This window comes from Nodosilinea nodulosa PCC 7104, assembly GCF_000309385.1.
GTDB classification, from domain to species: Bacteria; Cyanobacteriota; Cyanobacteriia; order Phormidesmidales; family Phormidesmidaceae; genus Nodosilinea; species Nodosilinea nodulosa.
Genome location: NZ_JH976537.1, coordinates 2562540 through 2579921 on the forward strand (window position 1 = coordinate 2562540; position 17382 = coordinate 2579921).

The window sequence follows — 17382 nt, forward strand, 5'->3', positions numbered from 1 at the left end:
AAAGCGGTTAAATGCGGAGGAAAAAGGATTTAGTGGTGATCAGCGCCCACCCTACTTACCTTGAAATATGCCGCAAGGTAGACCGAGAAATCTGAGAAAATCTGCCATAATCCCGGAGCCACCATTATTTTTCCAAAAGGAACCTACGGGTATGTCAGAGCCTAACGGCGTGATGATGCAGTATTTTCATTGGTACATTGAGCCCGATGGAAAGCTTTGGCAAGAGTTTGCCGAAAACGTCAAAGATCTGGCCGATGCTGGTATTACGTCTGTATGGTTACCGCCCGCCTACAAAGGCAATGCTGGCGGTTTCGACGTGGGCTACAGCGTTTACGACCTGTACGATTTGGGCGAATTTGACCAGAAAGGCAGCGTTCGCACCAAATATGGCACTAAAGACGAGTATATTCAGGCCGTAAAAGCGGCTAAAGAGGCGGGCATTCGGGTCTATGCCGATGTGGTATTCAACCACATGGTCGGCGGTGATGAAACCGAAGAGGTGGAAGCTACCCCCCTCAACCCCGACAACCGCAACGAAGCCATTGACGAAAATCGCACCGTCAAAGTTTGGACGCACTTTAAGTTTCCCGGTCGCCAGGGCAAATATTCCGATATGGAATGGCACTGGTGGCATTTTGATGCCGTGGATTACGACGAATACAACCCCGATTACAACGCCGTTTACTTGTTTAAAGGCAAGTCCTTTGACGAGAATGTTGACCTCGAAAAAGGGGCCTTTGACTACCTGATGGGCTGCGACCTCGATATGGAATTCGACGAGGTGCGCGACGCGCTGAAAGCCTGGGGAGCCTGGTATACCGACATCACTCAGGTCGATGGTTTTCGCTTTGATGCCGTGAAGCACGTGCGGGCGGGCTTTTTTCCCCACTGGCTTCAGCACTGCCGGAAGGAGGCGGGGCGCAGGCTGTTTGCGGTGGGTGAGTACTGGTCTTACGAAATTGAGGCGCTGCACCACTTTATCGATGTCACCGGGGGCGATGTGCACCTGTTTGATGCCCCGCTGCACTACAACTTCAGCGAGGCCAGCAAAGCAGGCGGCGACTACGATCTCACCACCATTTTCGACAACACCCTGGTGAAAGAGCAGCCCGCCCTGGCCGTTACCCTGGTTGACAACCACGACTCCCAGCCGCTGCAATCGCTGGAATCGGTAGTAGAACCCTGGTTTAAGCCCCTGGCCTACGCGCTAATTCTGCTGCGGCAGGATGGCTACCCCTGCATTTTCTACGCCGACTACTACGGCGCTCACTACAAAGACAACGGCAACGACGGCGGCGAATACGAGATCTGGCTCGACAGCCACAAATGGCTGATTGACAAGTTCTTGCACGTGCGCCGCACCTACGCCTTTGGCGACCAGTACGACTACTTCGACCACCCCAGCACCATTGGCTGGACCCGGCTGGGCAGCGAAGAGAACCCCGGCGGCATGGCGGTGGTGCTAACTAACGGCGACGATGGCCGCAAGTGGATGGAGGTGGGCCAGCCCAACCGCACCTACTACGACATCACCGAGCATGTGAGTGAGCCGGTTACCACCAACGACGAGGGCTGGGCTGAGTTTAGCTGCCAGGCCGGGTCGGTCTCGGTGTGGGTGCCGAAGGAGTAGTGAGGTGAAACTCGACTCACCCCCATCCATCGACAATTTATGACCAATTTGTAGAGGCATTGCGCTGCGATGTCTCTGCAAACTGGAGTTATCCAGACAGGTTTTTCTGTCGATATAGGTCTTGGCCTAACGAAATGTTTATGCTCCAGACTCTCGCAACCTCTACGACGACCTTTGTGCAGCGAGCGGCCCAGATGGCCGATACGTTTGCCCAGGAAGCTGCTTGCACTGACTACCCCGGTGGGTTTCCGGTAGAGGCGTTTGAGCGGCTGGCCGAGGAAGGGTTTCTGGTGGCTCCGCTGCGTCAGGCGCTGGGGGGGTGCGGGTTGGGAATTGAGGCGGCGTCAACCCACGACCTGCTGCGATCGCTCAAGCACATTGGCCGGGGCAATCTGGCGGTGGGGCGGGTGTATGAGGGCCATGTCAACGCTCTGCAGCTGGTGCAAACCTTTGGCACCGCAGAGCAGGTTGAGCGCTACGGGCGAGAGGTGCGCGATCGCCACAAGCTGTTTGGCGTATGGAACGCTGAAGATGCCGAAGGCTTGACGCTAGTTCCCCTGGGGGATGGTTGCTACCGGCTGGAGGGCGCTAAAACGTTCTGCTCTGGCGCGGGCTATGTGGAGCGGCCCTTTGTCAACGGCAAGCTGCCCGATGGCCGCTGGCAGATGGCGATTGTGCCCATGGATGAGGTCAGCACCCGGTGGGATCGCGACTGGTGGCAGCCGATGGGGATGCGGGCGACCGCCAGCTACAAAATCGACTTTACCGGCGTCGAGATCGGGGCGAAAGACTTGATTGGCCAGCCCGGCGACTATCTGCGGCAGCCCTGGCTGAGCGCCGGAGTGGTGCGGTTTGCGGCGGTTCAGCTGGGCGGGGCTGAGGCGATTTTTGACCTGACGCGGCAGTACCTGCAAGCCGAGCAGCGCACCGAGCACCCCTACCAGCAGGAGCGGCTGGGGCAAATGGCGATCGCCCTGGAGGCGGGCCAGCTCTGGCTGCGCGGGGCGGCAGACCACATTGCCGCCTACGACGCTCAGTTTGGCGGCAGTCCGCAGGTGGTTCATCCCCACCAGGCAAAGCTTCTGGCCTACGCCAACATGATGCGCACCGCAATCGAGCAAATTTGCATGGAGACGATGCAGCTCTGCCAGCGATCGGTGGGTACGCGGGGGCTGCTGCCCAGCCACGCCATCGAGCGGGTGATTCGCGATTTGACCCTGTACCTGCGTCAGCCCGCCTACGATGCCGCGATCGCAGGCGTGGGGGCCTACGTGCTGGCCCAAACCACCCCGGCAGATAGCCTATGGTAGCCGCCAGCGTCTCCCCCCTCAGCCATCCAGACATTCTGCCGCTGCGATCGCTGCCTACCGAGGCCCCAGTGCTGGTGGTCGCCCCCCACCCCGACGACGAAACCCTGGGCTGTGGCGGCGCGATCGCGGCTCTGCGCGCCCAGGGGCAGTCGGTCTCGGTGCTGGTGGTCAGCGATGGTACGCGATCGCACCCCCGCTCCCGGCTGTACCCTGCGCCCCGGCTGGCCCAGGTGCGCCAGGCCGAAACCCTGGCGGCCCTGAGTCTGCTGGGGGTGGCGACGAGCCAGGTCGTGTTTTTGGGACTGCCTGACGGCGCGGTGCCAGCGGGTGTATCGCGCGACAATCCACTGGCTCAGGTAGCCCTGGATCGATGTCAAAACTACCTGGCCCAGGTTACTCCCGGCACTGTTTTTCTGCCCTATCGCCACGACCCGCATCGCGACCATCGGGCCACCTGGAGCCTGATGCAGGCCGCGATCGCCGGTCTCCCCGAGCCGCCCCGCCAGATCGAATATCCAATCTGGGACTGGGACCCGACGCAGCGCCAGCCCCTAGAGGGTCGCTATCGGCCCTGGCGGCTGGAAATCGCCCCGTTTGTAGACCTCAAGCGCCGGGCGATCGCCTGCTACCGCTCCCAGACCACCGACCTGATTGCCGACGACCCCACCGGCTTTCGCCTGTCGCCGGAACTGATCGCCAATTTTCTCCATCCCTGGGAAATTTTCTTGGAGCCTGTCCCATGACCCAACCCTCCCTCGGCGCCGACTTTTTTGAGCAGCTCTACCGGGCCGATGCCGACCCCTGGCAGTTTGAAACCAGCCCCTACGAGGCGGCCAAATATGCCGCTACCCTGGCGGCCTTACCCCGGCCCCGCTACGCCTCAGCCTTTGAAATTGGCGGTTCCATCGGCGTGCTGACCGCCCAGCTGGCAACCCGCTGCGACTCGCTGCTGTCGGTCGATCTCTCGACGGTGGCCCAAGCCCAGGCCATTCAGCGCTGCCAGCACCTGCCCCAGGTGCGCTTTGAGATTATGAACGTGCCCCACGACTACCCCAGCGATCGCTTCGACCTGATTTTGCTGTCGGAAGTGGGCTACTACTGGAGCTGGGCCGACCTGCGTCAGGCCCAGGCGCAGATTTACAATTCCCTGCTGCCCGGCGGCCACCTGCTGCTGGTGCACTGGGTTCACGATGCGCCCAGCTACCCACTACGGGGCGACGACGTCCACGAGGCATTCAAGGACTTTGCCGCTTCCCGATTCCGCCACCTGCACGACGGGCGCACCGAAGACTATCGGCTCGATCTCTATGAGCGTCTCTAGCTCAGGCCGGCGGCGATCGGGCTCTGCTGACGCAGGCGATACAGTCGCAGGCGCAGGTCGGCGATCGCCTTGTCGATCGCAACGCTGCCCCACTGCTGTTGCCAAAGGCCGACGGTCTGCCGCTCCTGCTCGATCTGCTGATCCAGCTCCATAAAGGAGGAGGATTGCTCCACCGCCTGCTGTAGCCTCGTCAGGGGCACGGCCAGATGAGTGGCCAGAGTCGCCAAGGATGGCCCGACCAGCACGGGTCGGCCGGTCGAATAGCATCGCCAGTAGCGGCGCAGGTCGCGCCGCGCCCGCAGTTTTGCCTCCACCGCCGCCCCCGGCTCCACCAAAAATACCTGCTGCCGCTGGCTGAGATGCTGAAACTGGGCCAGGCGATCGGCGAGCCCCAGGCTGGCGCGGCCCTGCTGGCGGGCCGAGGTGGTCGCCCGCATCAAAACGCTGTGGCGAACCCTAGCTCCCAGGGCCAAGAGCGCTTTGTGAAACGCCACATCCTCACCCGTGGGCAGGGGAGGCAGCCCCCCGGCTAGGGCATACATCTGGTAGGTAACGGCGAAATTGGCCCCAAAAAACTGATAGTGCCGGGGCGGACAGTCGAACGGGTCGGGGTCTAAATGATCTTCCAGCTGCTTGATCAGGTATCGATAGCCCACAAACCGAAGGTAGGTCGCCCGCGTCTGAACATCCAGGGCATGGCGCTCGGCCCGCTGGGTCACGGTGCGGCCCCCCACGGCATCGGCCCCCCGCTCAAACTCGTAGAGCATCGCCGCGATCCACCGCTTGTCCACCGTGCTGTCGCCGTCGGTAGAAGCGATGATACCGACGGACTGCCCCACCCAGCAGCGGCGGCGATAGGCCTCATCCATCAAAATTTGGCGCACCCGACCAATGTGGGCATCTTCAGGGGACAGAGACTGCTCAATGAGATGAAGCTGGAACTCAGGATGCTGACGGGCAAACTGGCGAACAATCGCCGCCGACTCATCAGTACAGTTGTTAGCAAAAACAATCACTTCGTATTGGCTTGGGGGAATAGGATGGCCCTGAAAATCGACCTGATGGGCCAGAGCCGACAGGGTCATGCGCAGGGTTTTTGCCTCATCGCGCACGGGCACAATGACAGAAATCAGGCTCTGGGGCAGCGGCAGCCTGCGGACTAAAAGAGGCACCGAAAAAGTGGCAGTTAGATGTAATTTATTCGGCCAAAAATCAGGAATTGCTTCTTTGCAATTACTTTGCATACCAATCCTTTTCGGAAATCAATTTTAGGCGCAGCCCTAAGAACTTTTCAAAAAGCTTCTGGGCGCACTACAGGATTCCTTCAGGGTAGGTTTTGGCTATAAAATTTGTTATCTTTCTTTCGGGAGGTTTGCTGTTTTTTGCAGGATTTTCAGGTCTTCCCCAGGATATAGCCCTAGTCACATTGGTTATAATATCCAGAAACCCTATCAACGCTCAAACGCTTGAACGTTCCTAGGAGACATGGTTTAACCAGGCTGGCTACAGCTACAGATGGGCAGCAAGGCTCACTTAAATAAAACAGTAAGTTACAGTTTTTTTCTATTTCTTTAGGCCGAAAAAAACCCCACTAAAGCACCATTTTTGCCTTTAGAATTGGCCCTGTTTCCCGCTCTTCGAGTTGTGCAATGCCTAGGAACGTACCCCGATCCAGGGCAACGATTCGATAGGGCTGCTCTGGAGCTATGGGTTCGGTCGGCGGAAACTTCTGCCCCTGCTGCCAGCGCAGGGCTAAATCGGCGGGCAGGGCGATCGCGGGCAGATGCACCAGCGCGATCGCCGGGTCAACCAGCTCAAAGGCCTGCTTGTTAACCAGATCCGCCACTGTTTCTAGGCTGAGGCTGGCCGCTAGGTCAAAGCCGCCGCTGCGGGTGCGGGTGAGGTGGGCCAGGGTGGCCCCGGTGCCGAGGCGATCGCCCAAATCCCGCGCGATCGAGCGAATGTAGGTGCCGGGGCCGCAGTCGATATCGAGGGTAAGCTCGGGCTGGTCGCCGGGCCGCCAGTGCTGGGCCGTTAGCTGGTGAATGACCACTGTGCGGGTGGGCGGGGTGACGGCTCGGCCCTTGCGGGCCAGATCGTAGAGCCGCTGCCCCTGCACCTGAATGGCGCTGAAGGCGGGCGGCACCTGCTCGATCGCGCCCTCAAACTCGGGCAGTACGGCGGCGATATCCGCCGGGGTGAGGTGTTCGGCAGGACGCTGGGTGAGGGTGTCGCCTTCCAGGTCATCGGTGGTGGTGGTGAGGCCAAAGCGAATGACGGCCCGGTAGGCCTTGCCCTCGGGCAGGTAGGGCAGCAGGCGCGTCGCTCGCCCCACCGCAATGGGCAGCACCCCTTCGGCCAGGGGGTCGAGCGTACCGCCGTGGCCCACTTTTTTAATATCCAACAGCCGCCGCACCGCCCCAACGCAGTCGTGGGAACTCATGCCCTGAGGCTTATGGAGACTCAAAAATCCCTGCACGTAAATCCCCGCACGCTATTTAATCCTGCGTTGCTCCCCACTCTTTAGATTAAGGCCCTGGGCGATCGCGGTGCCCAAATACCGATGCTTGGATTTACTGGTTCTCCTAATTATCCAACGATTACCCAGCGCTAAAGATGACCAGCGGCCTCGCCCCAGACCTCCGCCAGGCGGCGATCGCGCCCGCAGGCCGTGCGATAAAACTTGTAGCGCACCGGATGAGTGAGGTAGTAGTTCTGGTGGTAGTCTTCGGCGGGGTAAAAGGTCTGGGCGGGTTCAATAGTGGTGACGATCGGATTGTCCTGGAACTGGGGTTCGGCATTCAGCGCCTGCCTAGAGGCTTCGGCGAGCTGTTGCTGCTCCTCGCCATTGACAAAGATTTTGGCCCGGTACTGGCTGCCCTTATCGCAAAACTGGCCGCGATCGTCCAAGGGGTCGATATTGCGCCAAAAAACCTGGAGCAGCGTGGCGTAGGTAACTCTGGCTGGGTCGTACACCACGTCTACCGCTTCCACGTGGCCAGTGCCCCCGGCAGAGACTTCTTCGTAGGTGGGGTTAACGGTGTCGCCGCCGGTATAGCCGGAGGTGGTAGAGAGCACCCCGTCGATCTCGTCAAAGGGTTTTTCCATGCACCAAAAGCAGCCCCCGGCAAAGATGGCGGTGGACTGATTCTCGGTGGAAATCTCGTCCGCTGCGGGCATTGAGTCAGCGGTGGCGTGGAAGGGCAGCGCATCCCAGGCCAGCCCCAGCGCGGCCACCACAAGCAATCCCAACACCAATCTGCGTATTGTCGCCATCACCACAGTCTATGTCTCTTTACGTCATGTATCAGCTTACGCCAACGGTCTGAGAATCTCCTGAACCGGGAGCCCAGGGCCTAGGGGCTGTGGGCTAGCGGTTAGGCCTAGAGGCCCCAGCGCTGAGGCTAATCACGCCGTACCAGTCGGGGTTGTCGGTGGCGGTGGCGGCGGCATCGGCGGCGTAGTTATCCATAAAGGTGGGCCACTGCCCCAGGGCGCGGGCCTGGGGAAACCTGGAAGGATTGCGGTCGGCGATTGGGCCGCCGGAGCGATCGGCAAAGGTCTCGCGCAGCGCCGCCGGAGCGGGCACAAAGAGGGCACCGCCCTTGCCCTGGCCTGGATTGGCCCCCTCGCCTGGAATCGCGCCGTTGCCCTCAAACACCGTGTTGTGCAAAATCAGCCGCCCCGCCTTGAGGAAGATCGCTCCCCCCAGGCCGCCGCCACCGCCGCCCTGGCCCACGGCCCCAGCGCCACCGCCAAAGCCACCGCTCCCCGGCTTGCCGGGGGTGCCGGGCAGGCCGTAGTAGCCGCCGTCGCCGCCCCAGCCCCCAGCCCCGCCGCCGCCGCCAAAGCCGCCGTTGCCGCCGTTGCCGCCGCCGCCGCCGTTGCCGCCCGTGGCCGTGGGTGCCTCGGCATTGCCGCCGCGCCCGCCGTTGCCCGCGTTGCCCACCCCGCCCAGGCCGCCACCGCCGCTGAAGGTGGCCACCCCCATGGTGCCCAGGTCGCCCGCCGGGCCGCTGCCGCCAAACATGCCGATACCGCCGTTGCCGCCATCGCCGCCGTTGCCGCCGTTGCCCCCTTCGGCCCCGCCGTTGCCGCCGTTGCCGCCGTTGCCCGCATTGCCCAGGCCGCCAAAGCCGCCGCCGCCCGCAAAGGCGATCGTGCCAATGCCGCCGACGCCAATGCCGTTGATGCCCGCCATCGCGCCCCGGTTGGCGTTGAAGCGATCGTCCACGGTGTCGATGGTGAAGCCTTTGGGGGTGAGGCCCTTGGGGGAAGTGGGCAGCGAGTCTTCCTGGTGGATGCCGATGCCGTTGACGCCTGCGATCGCGCCCCGATTCAGCGTATATTTCTGCTTTTCTAGCCGAATTGCGGTGTTTTCAGGCTCCTGGGGAAGAATGCTGTCGCCGCCCACCGCCTGATTATCCACAAAGCGCATGTTGGCCAGGGTGACCTTGCCGCCGTTGATCAGCAGGCCGCCCCCCATCCCGGCGCTGCCCCCGGCCCCAGCCTCCCCGTCGTCGCCAGCGGCGAGGCCATCGGCCACGGTGAAGTCGCGCAGGGTGACATCCCCCGCCTCGACCACCAGCACCCGGTGGGCCTGCTGACCGCTGAGAATGTCGTCGCCGTCGCCGACCAAAAACAGGCCGCCGCGAATGGGGGGCAGGGTGCTCTCCAGGGCAATGGTGCCCCTGATGGCTGCCAGGGAAATCAGATCGTCTTCGGGGGTTTGGTTGGCCAGTTCAATGGCCTCCCGCAGGGTGCCGGGGCCTCTATCGGCGGTGGAGGTAACGGCGACTTGCTTGAGAACTCCTGCGATCGGGGCGGATAGCCAGGGCACCGGGGTTTCGATCTGGCCAACGGTGGTTTCGAGCTGCCAGTCGCCGCCCTGATCGGGGTTGCCGCTGACGGTGGTCGAGGCCGCAATATCGGCGCTGGTTGCCTGCTGAAGCTGCTGCAAAAAGGCTTGCCCGATCGCTCCCTGACCCACCTCACAGCCGTAGAGCAGGACATCGGCCCCGGCTGGCAGGGACGTTTGCCAGCGGGCCAGATCGTGGCGGTAGGCGGCCAAATTGGCCATATTCAGCGTGGCATGCCCCAGGGTCAACTGCCCGGGGCTGCCGTGGCTGACCAGGTGCAGGGCGGTGGGATGGTAGTGGGCCAGGGCTCGGGTGATGGGGGCAAGGCCCTGGCGATCGCCGACAATCACTAAATGCTGATGGGGGGACAGGCGCGATCGCCAGGCGGCCGCGCCTGCCTCAGCCACGAGAGCCTGGTCCACGGCCACAATCTCAGACGGCGCAGGTGGCGCGATCGCCCCCATCCAACCCAGCGCGACAGCTAATGCTGCGGCCAGCCACAGCCCCTGCCAAGGCCGTTTATCTGCGTTGACTGCCCCTGCCCGCCCATGCTTACCCATAGATTGAGGAAAAAAACATCCCTAACGGTAAAAATACTGATCTGCCGTCGCTAAGGAAAGGCTAACTTGAGCAATTCTTTAGCGATCGCAGATTTATTCCGGTATTTCTTCAGCTTGAGAACTTTCTCAGCCCGCTTTAAGGACCAACTTTGTATGATTAGGAAATGTCGCCGTCGCGGCAGTACCCTGCGTCACCTGAGTTCCATGGGCCCATGTTCCCCCTGCCCCAGAGGTTAAGCCCCCTGTGATTTTATCGTCTCCGCCTACCATTAACCGCAGCAAGTCTCTGTATGAGCAGGTGTACCACGCGCTGCGATCGGCTATTTTAACCGGCGCGCTTTCCCCCGGCGATCGCCTGGTAGAAACCCAGCTGGCCGAGTGGCTCCAGGTCAGCCGCACCCCCCTGCGCGAGGCCCTGCGCCAGCTCCAGCAGGACGGCCTGGTCACCGCCGATGTCAGCGGCGGGCTGCGGGTGACCACCATTACCGCCGCCGATGCCGAAGAACTCTACGACTGCCGGCTGGCCCTGGAGGCGCTGGCGGTAGCCGGGGCCTGCGCCTACGCCACCGACGCTCAGCTGGAGGCGATCGAGGCCTGTGTGGCCAAGGCCGAAGGGGCCACCGCCAACAGCCACGGCAGCCTCTCCCACGAAAGCCTGCTCGATGTCGACTACCAGTTCCACCACCTCATTGCCGAAAGCTCGGGCAATCGGCGGCTGGTGTCGCTGCTCGACACGCTGTTTGACGCCATGGCCCTGCTGCGAATCCAGACCCTCCAGCAAAACCCCAACGTGCTGGATATTCGCCTGGAGCATCGCCAGATCTACGAGGCCATTCTCGATCGCGATCGCGACGGGGCGGTGGCGGCCATTACCCAACACCTGCGCGCCAGCAAAACCCGCGTGATCAAAGAAATTGAAGGCCTCGTCCCGGCGGCGGCGGTCAAACCCTAAGGGGGGTCTTTTGCGCCCCCCATCGGCAGCGGGGATCGCACTCTGGTACGATTTTGAGGCCCCTACACTGAGCAGGAACAGCCGCTATGTCTGAGCCTTTAACCACCGGAGCTGATGCCGTCGATGCCGCGATCGCGCGCGGCATTGACCTCGACGGCACCCCCATTCCCGCCGCCAAGCTCGATCTCTACCACACCGTCATGGGCAAAGAAGCCGGGCGGCAGCGCAGCGGTGTCTCTAACTCGATGCGATCGCGCATCGTCCGCATCGGGGCCAAGCACTTTTCCCAGGATGACCTCAACGCCATGCTGCAAGAGGCCGATTTTGCTCCCCTTAAGGACAAAGAGATCGCCTATTTCTACGGCGGTAAGTAATGCGGGTTTCTTTGGGCAGGGCTATTTGGGAGTGGGGGAGTACGGGAGTGGGGGCGAGGTCAGTAGCTGGGATCGAGGGAATTGGGGCTGGGACATCGGTTCAGAACCCGGTTCCTGGGCCGGAAGGTGTGGCGCAATGGCCTGTCCAGCAGTTCCTATCAGTCGGTCAACTGCTCTACCTGGTGAAAGTTGCCGTAGTCGATCGATCGCCGCCCGTCGGGGGTTTGGCCCAAAATATCGGCAAACCGATGATCCCAGAGAATTTCGCTCGCCAGAAACGAGTGGCGGGCGTGGATGGTCTGGGATCTGGTTTCATCCATGCCGGTGAGAATAATGATGATCTCACCGTTGACCTCCCCCAGGGAGGCTGATGTTTCGCCGTAGAGCGGGCTTTCGGGGGTAATGGCGTGCATGGCCGTCCAGCTGAGGGCAAACAGCGGCGTTTGGGCTCGCACCAGGGGCAAGTCGTAGAACCGACGAAAAAACTCGCCCTCGGCAGTGGTTTCGTCGCGCACCAGAGTCACCCACAGGCGGGCTTCGAGGATGCGGTTGCGGCGCTGGTTGGCGGTGCGAAACATCAGGGTTGGGGTGCCGTTGTGGGGCGCGATCACCGCATAGTTGCTGAACAAAATCCGAGCGGTGGGCAATGAGAACCGGGCAAAGCAGAGGCCCGTGGCCATGGCCAGCCAAATTAGCCCAACCAGGGCCTCTAGCACCACCAGCCAGTTGGCGTAGTTGGTCTGGGGGTACATGGCCCCGTAGCCAATGGAGGCCATGGTCTGCACGCTAAAGAACAGCGCATCGACAAAGGAGCCGGGGTGGGCGTGGGCGATATCCCCGGCATGGGCCAGGTAGGCCAGGGCAAAGGCGGTGTTAATGGCCAGATACGAGAGGGCCAGCATCGCTATAAATGCTGGCCACGAAAGCTTGAGCAGGTGGTGATAGAGGTCTCGCCAGGGCGATCGCACCTCCCCCAAAATGACAATGTTGGGGGTCTCACCATCGCGCGCAACGAAGCGTGGGGGGGAACGCCGTTTGGGCTTCAGCAGCATGGCAACTAGCGGTTGGAGAAATGGCTCCGGCACCTATCAGCATACCTCCCACAATGAAGCCCCAGGTTCTGCCGTCGGGAAGCCAGACGCCTGGGCTACCGAACAGAGAACTCTGAGACCTCTACAGAATTGGCTGGCCCCGTGCAGTACAGCCCAATGCTTGCAGCCCAAAGGCTTTAGGGCAAACGGTGTATAGCCATAATTATGCTGGTTAGTACATCCACAAACCCCATGAACGTTCAAACGTTTAAACGTTCATAACAGATCTGTCTTAACCAGATTGACTACAGCCATACCCCACCAGCGGCAAAACCGCAGTACCCGCATGCCAGCGATCGCCTAGCCTTCCGCCGAGCTGGCTTCGACCACGTTGGCGGCAAAGCTGGCGTAGGCGGCGCCCACTTGTTTTGCCACCGTGTCGGGAAAGAGGTGAAATTTGCCGTCCTTCAGCGCCGTCACGACCCCCTCGCCAACTAAAGACGGCGGCTCGGCGATTTCACCCAGCCCGGCGTCGTTGGCCATATCGGTGGCAATGGGGCCGGGGTGCACGCTGACCACAGTAGTCCCCTGATCGGCCAGCTTGTCGCGCAGGGCCTGGGTAATCGAGTAGGCCGCTGCCTTGGAAGCGCTATAGGTGGCAAAGTCGGCAAAAGTTCTGAGCGAGGCCACCGAGTTGAGCTGCACAAAAGCGCCGCCGCCGTTGGCTTTCAGCACCTGGGCAAAGGCCTGGGCCATGCGCAGCAGGCCAAACACGTTCATCTCAATTTCGAATTGCAGCGCCTCGATCGCGTCCTCGGCCAGGGGGCCAGCGTTGCGCAGCACCCCGGCGTTGTTGACCACCAGTTCCACATCGGTCGCGGTTTGGGCCGCCTGGGCAATGGTGTCGGGCTGAGCCAGATCGAAGGGAATGGGGACGACGCGATCGCCGTAGGCCTCCACTAGGGCCTGGGCCGAATCGAGATTACGCACGGCAGCGTAGAGCTTGGTGGCCCCGTGCTGGAGGAGAGATTCTGCGATCGCTTTACCAATGCCACGGTTGGCCCCGGTTACCAGAGCGACTTTACCGCTTACGTCAAATGTCATGGGATTACCTTCAGAGGGAAAAAGAACAGTACCTGACAGAAGAAATCTAAAGCTTGGGCCTGAAAATGCGCTGAAGAAGCTTAAAACGAGCTGAGAATGTCAGGGGTTGGCCTGCTGCTGTGCGGAGATCAGGTGGGCAACGCCCACCCTATGGAACTACGGATCGGCTGTTTAGAGCATCACGGCCCAGGTTTAGCCCTGGGCTACGGTGCCAAACTGGCTCTGGAAGTCTGCACCCAGCAGATTCATGCCAACTTGCACGGCGGGGCGGGCCGCGATCGCATCCACCCAGCGCTGCACGTTAGGGAACTCGTCGAAGGTCAGCCCCATGTAGGGCGTGGTGGCCGCACTCACCCAGGGATAGGTGGCGATGTCGGCAATGGAGTAGTCGCCCGCCAGGTAGGGGGTTTTAGCCAGCTGGTCCTCCATCACGCCCAGCAGCCGCTGCACTTCTTTTTCGTAGCGATTGATGGCGTAGGGCAGCTTTTCGGGGGCAAAGTTGCGAAAGTGACCAAGTTGGCCAAACATGGGGCCAACGCTCGCCATCTGGAACATCAGCCACTCAATTGTTTTAATCCGCGCCGCTGTTTCCGTCGGCAGCAGCTTGCCGCCCTTCTCGGCCAGGTAGATCAAAATTGCCCCGGACTCAAAGACCGCCAGATCGTCATGGTCGCGATCGACAATGGCCGGAATTTTGTTGTTGGGGCTAATGGCCAAAAACTCGGGGGCAAACTGTTCGTCTTTAGTAATGTTCACCGAGTGAATGGTGTAGGGCATTTGCAATTCTTCCAGCAGAATGGCGGGCTTGCGCCCGTTGGGGGTCGTAAACGTATACAGATCAATCATTGGGATACCTCCAGAATGGTGTTGCTTGTAGGGGTAAACAGTTGTTTGCCCCTGTCTAGGTCATGCCGAATTTCAAAAACATCCAGACGCCTCAAGTAGCCGTCATTACGCTAGGTGAATGCCGCACTCCTGCTTCAGCCCGTGGAAGCGGGTGTCGCGCTCATCCAGGTCGCTGGCCATAAGGGGGCGGCTCGAATGCCAGTCGCCCACGGTGACATAGCCCTGGTCAAAGAAGGGGTGGTAGGGCAGGTCGTGGGCTTGCAGGTAGTCGTAGATATCCTTCGAAGTCCAGTGCAATATCGGCAGAATTTTGTGGATACCGTACTGATGGCCCACAATATCGAGGGTTTTGCGGTGGTCGGTCTGCTGCGATCGCAGCCCCGCCAGCCAGGCCGTCGCCCCCAGTTCCCGCAGCGCCCGCTGCATCGGCTCGACCTTGCGAATTTGGTCGTACTGGTTGAGGGCTTCCACGCTTTCTTCAGCCCACAGCTTGCCGTATAAGGCCTCCATATGGGCCGGGCTGAGGAGCGATTGGTAGACCTTCAGGTTCAGCCCCAGCCGCCGGGTCAGCGCGTCGGCAAAGCGGTAGGTTTCCTCGGGCAGGTAGCCCGTATCAACCCAGATGACGGGGATATTGGGCACCGCCTGGGTGGCCAGGTGCAGCATTACCGCCGCCTGAATGCCAAAGCTGGTGCTCATCACCAGGCCCGAGCCAAAGGTGTCGGCGGCCCAGGCCACAATGGCGGCGGCGGTTTTGGGCGTGGCCTCAGCGGCGGGCGGCTGCACCCAGCTCAAATTTTGGCCGGAGTTCAAGGCGCGAACCCCGCTGGGCAAGAGGTCTGCGTCGGGGGATGGGGCAAGGGTAGCAAGCATGCAAGCGCCTCCTCAAAAGGCTGAAATTCTAGGGTGTGCCGGGCACAACCTGTATAGAACGGTCTGTCTATGTTGATTATGTAGACAGGTCTGTCTATTGTCAATCCTCTCTCAGCAACTTCTTAGCTGCGCGGCTGGGCAAAAAACTCCAAAACCGCCTGGCAAAAGGCCTCCGGGGCGTCCTGCTGCACCCAGTGGGAGACTCCCGCCAGGCCGTGGAAGTGGGCGGTGGGAATTTCGCTGGCGAGGCGCTGGCCGTCCTCGGCCTTTTGCCAGGGGTCGTCCAGGCCCCAGAGCACCAGGGTGGGGGCGGTAATGCTGCCGTGGCGATCGACCAGGGCCATGGTCTGGTTGGCGTTGAGGGCGGCAGCATTGCGAATCAGGCTGAGCTTGCCCTCTTCATCGGCCCAGGGAGCAATGATCCCGGCCCGAAATTCAGGGGTGAGCTGAGCTGGATTCGACAGACCCGCCGCCAGGGTTTCCTCCAGGGCCGCCACCAAATCCGCCACCGGGCGGCCCTTCCAGCGCAGGGGATGGCCAAAGTCGAGCATATCGTCGTCAAAGCGGTCGTAGCAGACCGAGTTCGTGATTACCAGCCGCCGAACTAGACTTGCGTGCTCGATCGCCAAAATCAGCGCCACCGCGCCGCCCGTATCGTGGCCCACCACATCCACCCGGTCTAGCCCCAGCGCGGCCAGCAGGGCCACCACCATACGGGCCTGGTCCTGGAAGGAGCGATCGAAGCGATCGCGTCGGTCGCTCCAGCCGTGGCCCAAAAAGTCGGGAGCCAGCACCCGGTAGCCCGCCTGCACCAGGGGCGGAATTACCCCATGATAGAGATAGCCCCAGGTGGGAATGCCGTGCAGCAGCAGCACCGTGCCCCGCTGGGCCGCGCCCGCGTCAATATAGCGAATGGTGACGGGGATGTGGGCCACCTGCGACAGCACAATTTCCCGCTGGGCGGCTCTAAACGCTTGCCAGGTGGACCAGGGACGGACGGTTGCGGGCATGGCAAAACTCTGTAACGCTGGGCAGACGGGCCGCCGGAGACTAGGATAGTATATAGACAGACCTGTCTATATGGTAAGTTTTCATGGCTCGTGCTTCGTCCGCTTCTCGCCCCTGCGCCCGCGATCGCATTCTGGCGGCGGCCTCTGAGCTGTTTTATAACGAGGGCGTCCACAGCGTCGGCATCGATCGCATCATTGCCGAGTCGGGGGTGGCCAAAATGTCGCTCTACAACCATTTCAAGTCCAAAGATGCGCTGATCGCCGCCTGGCTCGACGAGCAGCACCGGGGCTGGCGCCAGTGGTTTCAGGAGGCGATCGCCCGCCACGCCGAAGCCTCCGGCGAGTCGCCCCTGCTGGCCATTTTCGACGCCCTGCGCGAGTGGATCGAGAAGCCCAACTTTCGCGGCTGCGCCTTCATCAACTCAGCGGTGGAATTGGTCGATGCCGAGCACCCCGGCTACCAGATCACTTTGGATCATCAGCAGGCGATCGCCGACCACATTCTCACCCTGGTCAAAGCCGCCAACCTGCCCAACCCCGAAGACCTGGCCAAGCAGCTGCTGATTTTAATGCAGGGAGCCACCGTCGTCGCCATGATGCACGGCTGCCCCAACGCCGCCGGCCAGGCCAAAGCCGCCGCCGCCGTTTTGATTGAGACGGCTTCCCAATAACCTGGTACTGCTGGACGGAAATCAAGCCACCGCTCCAACTCCCCTGGCTCCCTAGCTCCCCTGCCTCCCTGCGATCGGCCATAGTCCAGAAACTTATGCCGCAGCCTACTAGCTATTGCCATCGAGACTAAGGCGACCCTGAAGTGCCTTATGTCCTCGTTCTTGATTAGGCAATGCTGCGCTACTTGCCAAGCTCAAATTATTTGGCTAGAATTTGGTTGTTCGGCCAACCAATAGCCTCTAAGGAGCCTGGATGAGTAAAAAAGCCGCATCGGCTGGCGCAAACAATCGATCGCTGATTGTGTCTGCGGCCTACCAACTCCTGGCTCAAGAGGGGTACGATGCGGCCACCATGAAGGAAATTGCCCAGGTAGCCGGGGTCGCCCCTGGCCTCATTCACTATTACTTCAACAGCAAAGACCAGCTCTTGCAGGAGGTACTCTATACAGCCGGAGAACGCTATGTAAACGAGGTGGAGCGGTGGTGCAGCACCCTGTCTGCCCAGCAACTGCTGGAAACGACCTTCACCGAGCCTAAGCAACGGGTGATGCGTGAGCCAGAGTGGTTTCGGCTGCGCTGCGAGCTGTTTGCCCTGGGGCTGCGCAATCCTAACTTTCACGAGGCCGTGCAGGTCATGCTCGCCACTGGGCGGCAGTGCATTACCCGGCTGGTAAAGCAAATAGCGGGAGATGCGATCGCCAATCCAGAAGCCACGGCGGCTGTATTGCTAGCCGCGTTTGACGGTCTAGCGCTGCAAAAGCTGGCAGATCCCGCGTTTGATTTAGATAGCGCCTATCAGACCTTGCTTCAAATGTTTATGGCTCAGCTGGATGAGCCGTAG

At 61.2% G+C, this 17382-nt stretch carries 17 protein-coding genes; 8 read left to right on the forward strand and 9 right to left on the reverse strand.

Annotation, left to right across the window (positions count from 1 at the left end; genetic code table 11):
• Window positions 1–151: 151 nt before the first annotated feature.
• The 4 genes from LEPTO7104_RS0111855 (at window position 152) to LEPTO7104_RS0111870 (ending at window position 4261) form a co-directional block, all read left to right on the forward strand.
• A complete protein-coding gene (locus LEPTO7104_RS0111855; RefSeq protein WP_026072621.1) occupies window positions 152–1630 on the forward strand; it encodes an alpha-amylase in 1479 nt (492 codons plus the stop codon).
• 140 nt (window positions 1631–1770) lie between these two features.
• Window positions 1771–2940 carry an acyl-CoA dehydrogenase family protein gene (locus LEPTO7104_RS0111860; RefSeq protein ID WP_225886971.1) on the forward strand — a complete coding sequence of 390 codons (1170 nt, stop codon included), beginning with the start codon at window positions 1771–1773 and terminating at the stop codon, window positions 2938–2940.
• Entirely contained in the window at window positions 2934–3683 is a 750-nt protein-coding gene (locus LEPTO7104_RS0111865; protein ID WP_017298794.1) for a PIG-L deacetylase family protein, read from the forward strand. Before LEPTO7104_RS0111860 ends, LEPTO7104_RS0111865 begins: the two co-directional genes overlap by 7 nt.
• Entirely contained in the window at window positions 3680–4261 is a 582-nt protein-coding gene (locus tag LEPTO7104_RS0111870; RefSeq protein ID WP_017298795.1) for an SAM-dependent methyltransferase, read from the forward strand. The genes LEPTO7104_RS0111865 and LEPTO7104_RS0111870 overlap by 4 nt, the downstream gene beginning before the upstream one ends.
• On the opposite strand, the gene LEPTO7104_RS0111875 is transcribed toward LEPTO7104_RS0111870, so the two are convergent.
• The 4 genes from LEPTO7104_RS0111875 to LEPTO7104_RS33605 all read right to left on the reverse strand — a co-directional run bounded on the left by LEPTO7104_RS0111875 (window position 4258) and on the right by LEPTO7104_RS33605 (window position 9680).
• On the reverse strand, window positions 4258–5433 hold the full coding sequence (locus tag LEPTO7104_RS0111875; RefSeq protein WP_017298796.1) for a glycosyltransferase family 2 protein: 1176 nt from the start codon (window positions 5431–5433) through the stop codon (window positions 4258–4260). The genes LEPTO7104_RS0111870 and LEPTO7104_RS0111875 overlap by 4 nt on opposite strands.
• A 419-nt stretch (window positions 5434–5852) precedes the next feature.
• Window positions 5853–6740: a tRNA pseudouridine(55) synthase TruB gene (truB, locus tag LEPTO7104_RS0111880; protein WP_026072623.1), complete on the reverse strand. Its 888-nt coding sequence runs from the start codon at window positions 6738–6740 to the stop codon at window positions 5853–5855.
• A gap of 131 nt (window positions 6741–6871) precedes the next feature.
• A complete protein-coding gene (msrA, locus tag LEPTO7104_RS0111885) occupies window positions 6872–7537 on the reverse strand; it encodes a peptide-methionine (S)-S-oxide reductase MsrA (RefSeq protein WP_083887173.1) in 666 nt (221 codons plus the stop codon).
• Between the two features lie 94 nt (window positions 7538–7631).
• Window positions 7632–9680, reverse strand: coding sequence for a DUF4347 domain-containing protein (locus LEPTO7104_RS33605; RefSeq protein ID WP_083887057.1), 2049 nt, complete (start codon window positions 9678–9680; stop codon window positions 7632–7634).
• Window positions 9681–9924: 244 nt separating this feature from the next.
• Here LEPTO7104_RS33605 and LEPTO7104_RS0111895 point away from each other — a divergent pair, with 244 nt between their 5' ends.
• Window positions 9925–10632, forward strand: a complete 708-nt coding sequence (locus LEPTO7104_RS0111895; RefSeq protein WP_017298800.1) for a GntR family transcriptional regulator — start codon at window positions 9925–9927, stop codon at window positions 10630–10632.
• A gap of 86 nt (window positions 10633–10718) precedes the next feature.
• Window positions 10719–11006 (forward strand): small RNA NsiR4-regulated ssr1528 family protein, encoded by a 288-nt coding sequence (locus LEPTO7104_RS0111900; RefSeq protein WP_017298801.1) that lies wholly within the window; start codon window positions 10719–10721, stop codon window positions 11004–11006.
• Between the two features lie 158 nt (window positions 11007–11164).
• Here the strand turns inward: LEPTO7104_RS0111900 and LEPTO7104_RS0111905 are convergent, their stop codons facing one another.
• The 5 genes from LEPTO7104_RS0111905 to LEPTO7104_RS0111925 form a co-directional block, all read right to left on the reverse strand.
• Window positions 11165–12058, reverse strand: a complete 894-nt coding sequence (locus LEPTO7104_RS0111905) for an ion channel (protein ID WP_017298802.1) — start codon at window positions 12056–12058, stop codon at window positions 11165–11167.
• Between the two features lie 339 nt (window positions 12059–12397).
• Entirely contained in the window at window positions 12398–13141 is a 744-nt protein-coding gene (locus LEPTO7104_RS0111910; RefSeq protein WP_017298803.1) for an SDR family oxidoreductase, read from the reverse strand.
• A 192-nt stretch (window positions 13142–13333) separates the two neighbouring features.
• Window positions 13334–13987: a glutathione S-transferase N-terminal domain-containing protein gene (locus LEPTO7104_RS0111915; RefSeq protein ID WP_017298804.1), complete on the reverse strand. Its 654-nt coding sequence runs from the start codon at window positions 13985–13987 to the stop codon at window positions 13334–13336.
• Between the two features lie 105 nt (window positions 13988–14092).
• Entirely contained in the window at window positions 14093–14860 is a 768-nt protein-coding gene (gene cysH, locus LEPTO7104_RS0111920) for a phosphoadenosine phosphosulfate reductase (RefSeq protein ID WP_017298805.1), read from the reverse strand.
• 122 nt (window positions 14861–14982) lie between these two features.
• Complete coding sequence (locus LEPTO7104_RS0111925; RefSeq protein ID WP_017298806.1) at window positions 14983–15870, reverse strand: alpha/beta fold hydrolase; 888 nt, start codon at window positions 15868–15870, stop codon at window positions 14983–14985.
• 83 nt (window positions 15871–15953) lie between these two features.
• Here LEPTO7104_RS0111925 and LEPTO7104_RS0111930 point away from each other — a divergent pair, with 83 nt between their 5' ends.
• Both LEPTO7104_RS0111930 and LEPTO7104_RS0111935 read left to right on the forward strand, forming a co-directional pair.
• Window positions 15954–16541: a TetR/AcrR family transcriptional regulator gene (locus tag LEPTO7104_RS0111930; RefSeq protein WP_017298807.1), complete on the forward strand. Its 588-nt coding sequence runs from the start codon at window positions 15954–15956 to the stop codon at window positions 16539–16541.
• 253 nt (window positions 16542–16794) lie between these two features.
• Window positions 16795–17382, forward strand: a complete 588-nt coding sequence (locus LEPTO7104_RS0111935; protein ID WP_017298808.1) for a TetR/AcrR family transcriptional regulator — start codon at window positions 16795–16797, stop codon at window positions 17380–17382.

Coding starts and splice junctions, on each gene's coding strand:
- LEPTO7104_RS0111855 (WP_026072621.1), top strand. CDS start 152: ATGTCAGAGCCTAACGGCGTGATGATGCAGTATTTTCATTGGTACATT.
- LEPTO7104_RS0111860 (WP_225886971.1), top strand. CDS start 1,771: ATGCTCCAGACTCTCGCAACCTCTACGACGACCTTTGTGCAGCGAGCG.
- LEPTO7104_RS0111865 (WP_017298794.1), top strand. CDS start 2,934: ATGGTAGCCGCCAGCGTCTCCCCCCTCAGCCATCCAGACATTCTGCCG.
- LEPTO7104_RS0111870 (WP_017298795.1), top strand. CDS start 3,680: ATGACCCAACCCTCCCTCGGCGCCGACTTTTTTGAGCAGCTCTACCGG.
- msrA (WP_083887173.1), bottom strand. CDS start 7,537: ATGGCGACAATACGCAGATTGGTGTTGGGATTGCTTGTGGTGGCCGCG.
- LEPTO7104_RS33605 (WP_083887057.1), bottom strand. CDS start 9,680: ATGGGTAAGCATGGGCGGGCAGGGGCAGTCAACGCAGATAAACGGCCT.
- LEPTO7104_RS0111900 (WP_017298801.1), top strand. CDS start 10,719: ATGTCTGAGCCTTTAACCACCGGAGCTGATGCCGTCGATGCCGCGATC.
- LEPTO7104_RS0111905 (WP_017298802.1), bottom strand. CDS start 12,058: ATGCTGCTGAAGCCCAAACGGCGTTCCCCCCCACGCTTCGTTGCGCGC.
- LEPTO7104_RS0111910 (WP_017298803.1), bottom strand. CDS start 13,141: ATGACATTTGACGTAAGCGGTAAAGTCGCTCTGGTAACCGGGGCCAAC.
- LEPTO7104_RS0111915 (WP_017298804.1), bottom strand. CDS start 13,987: ATGATTGATCTGTATACGTTTACGACCCCCAACGGGCGCAAGCCCGCC.
- cysH (WP_017298805.1), bottom strand. CDS start 14,860: ATGCTTGCTACCCTTGCCCCATCCCCCGACGCAGACCTCTTGCCCAGC.
- LEPTO7104_RS0111925 (WP_017298806.1), bottom strand. CDS start 15,870: ATGCCCGCAACCGTCCGTCCCTGGTCCACCTGGCAAGCGTTTAGAGCC.
- LEPTO7104_RS0111930 (WP_017298807.1), top strand. CDS start 15,954: ATGGCTCGTGCTTCGTCCGCTTCTCGCCCCTGCGCCCGCGATCGCATT.
- LEPTO7104_RS0111935 (WP_017298808.1), top strand. CDS start 16,795: ATGAGTAAAAAAGCCGCATCGGCTGGCGCAAACAATCGATCGCTGATT.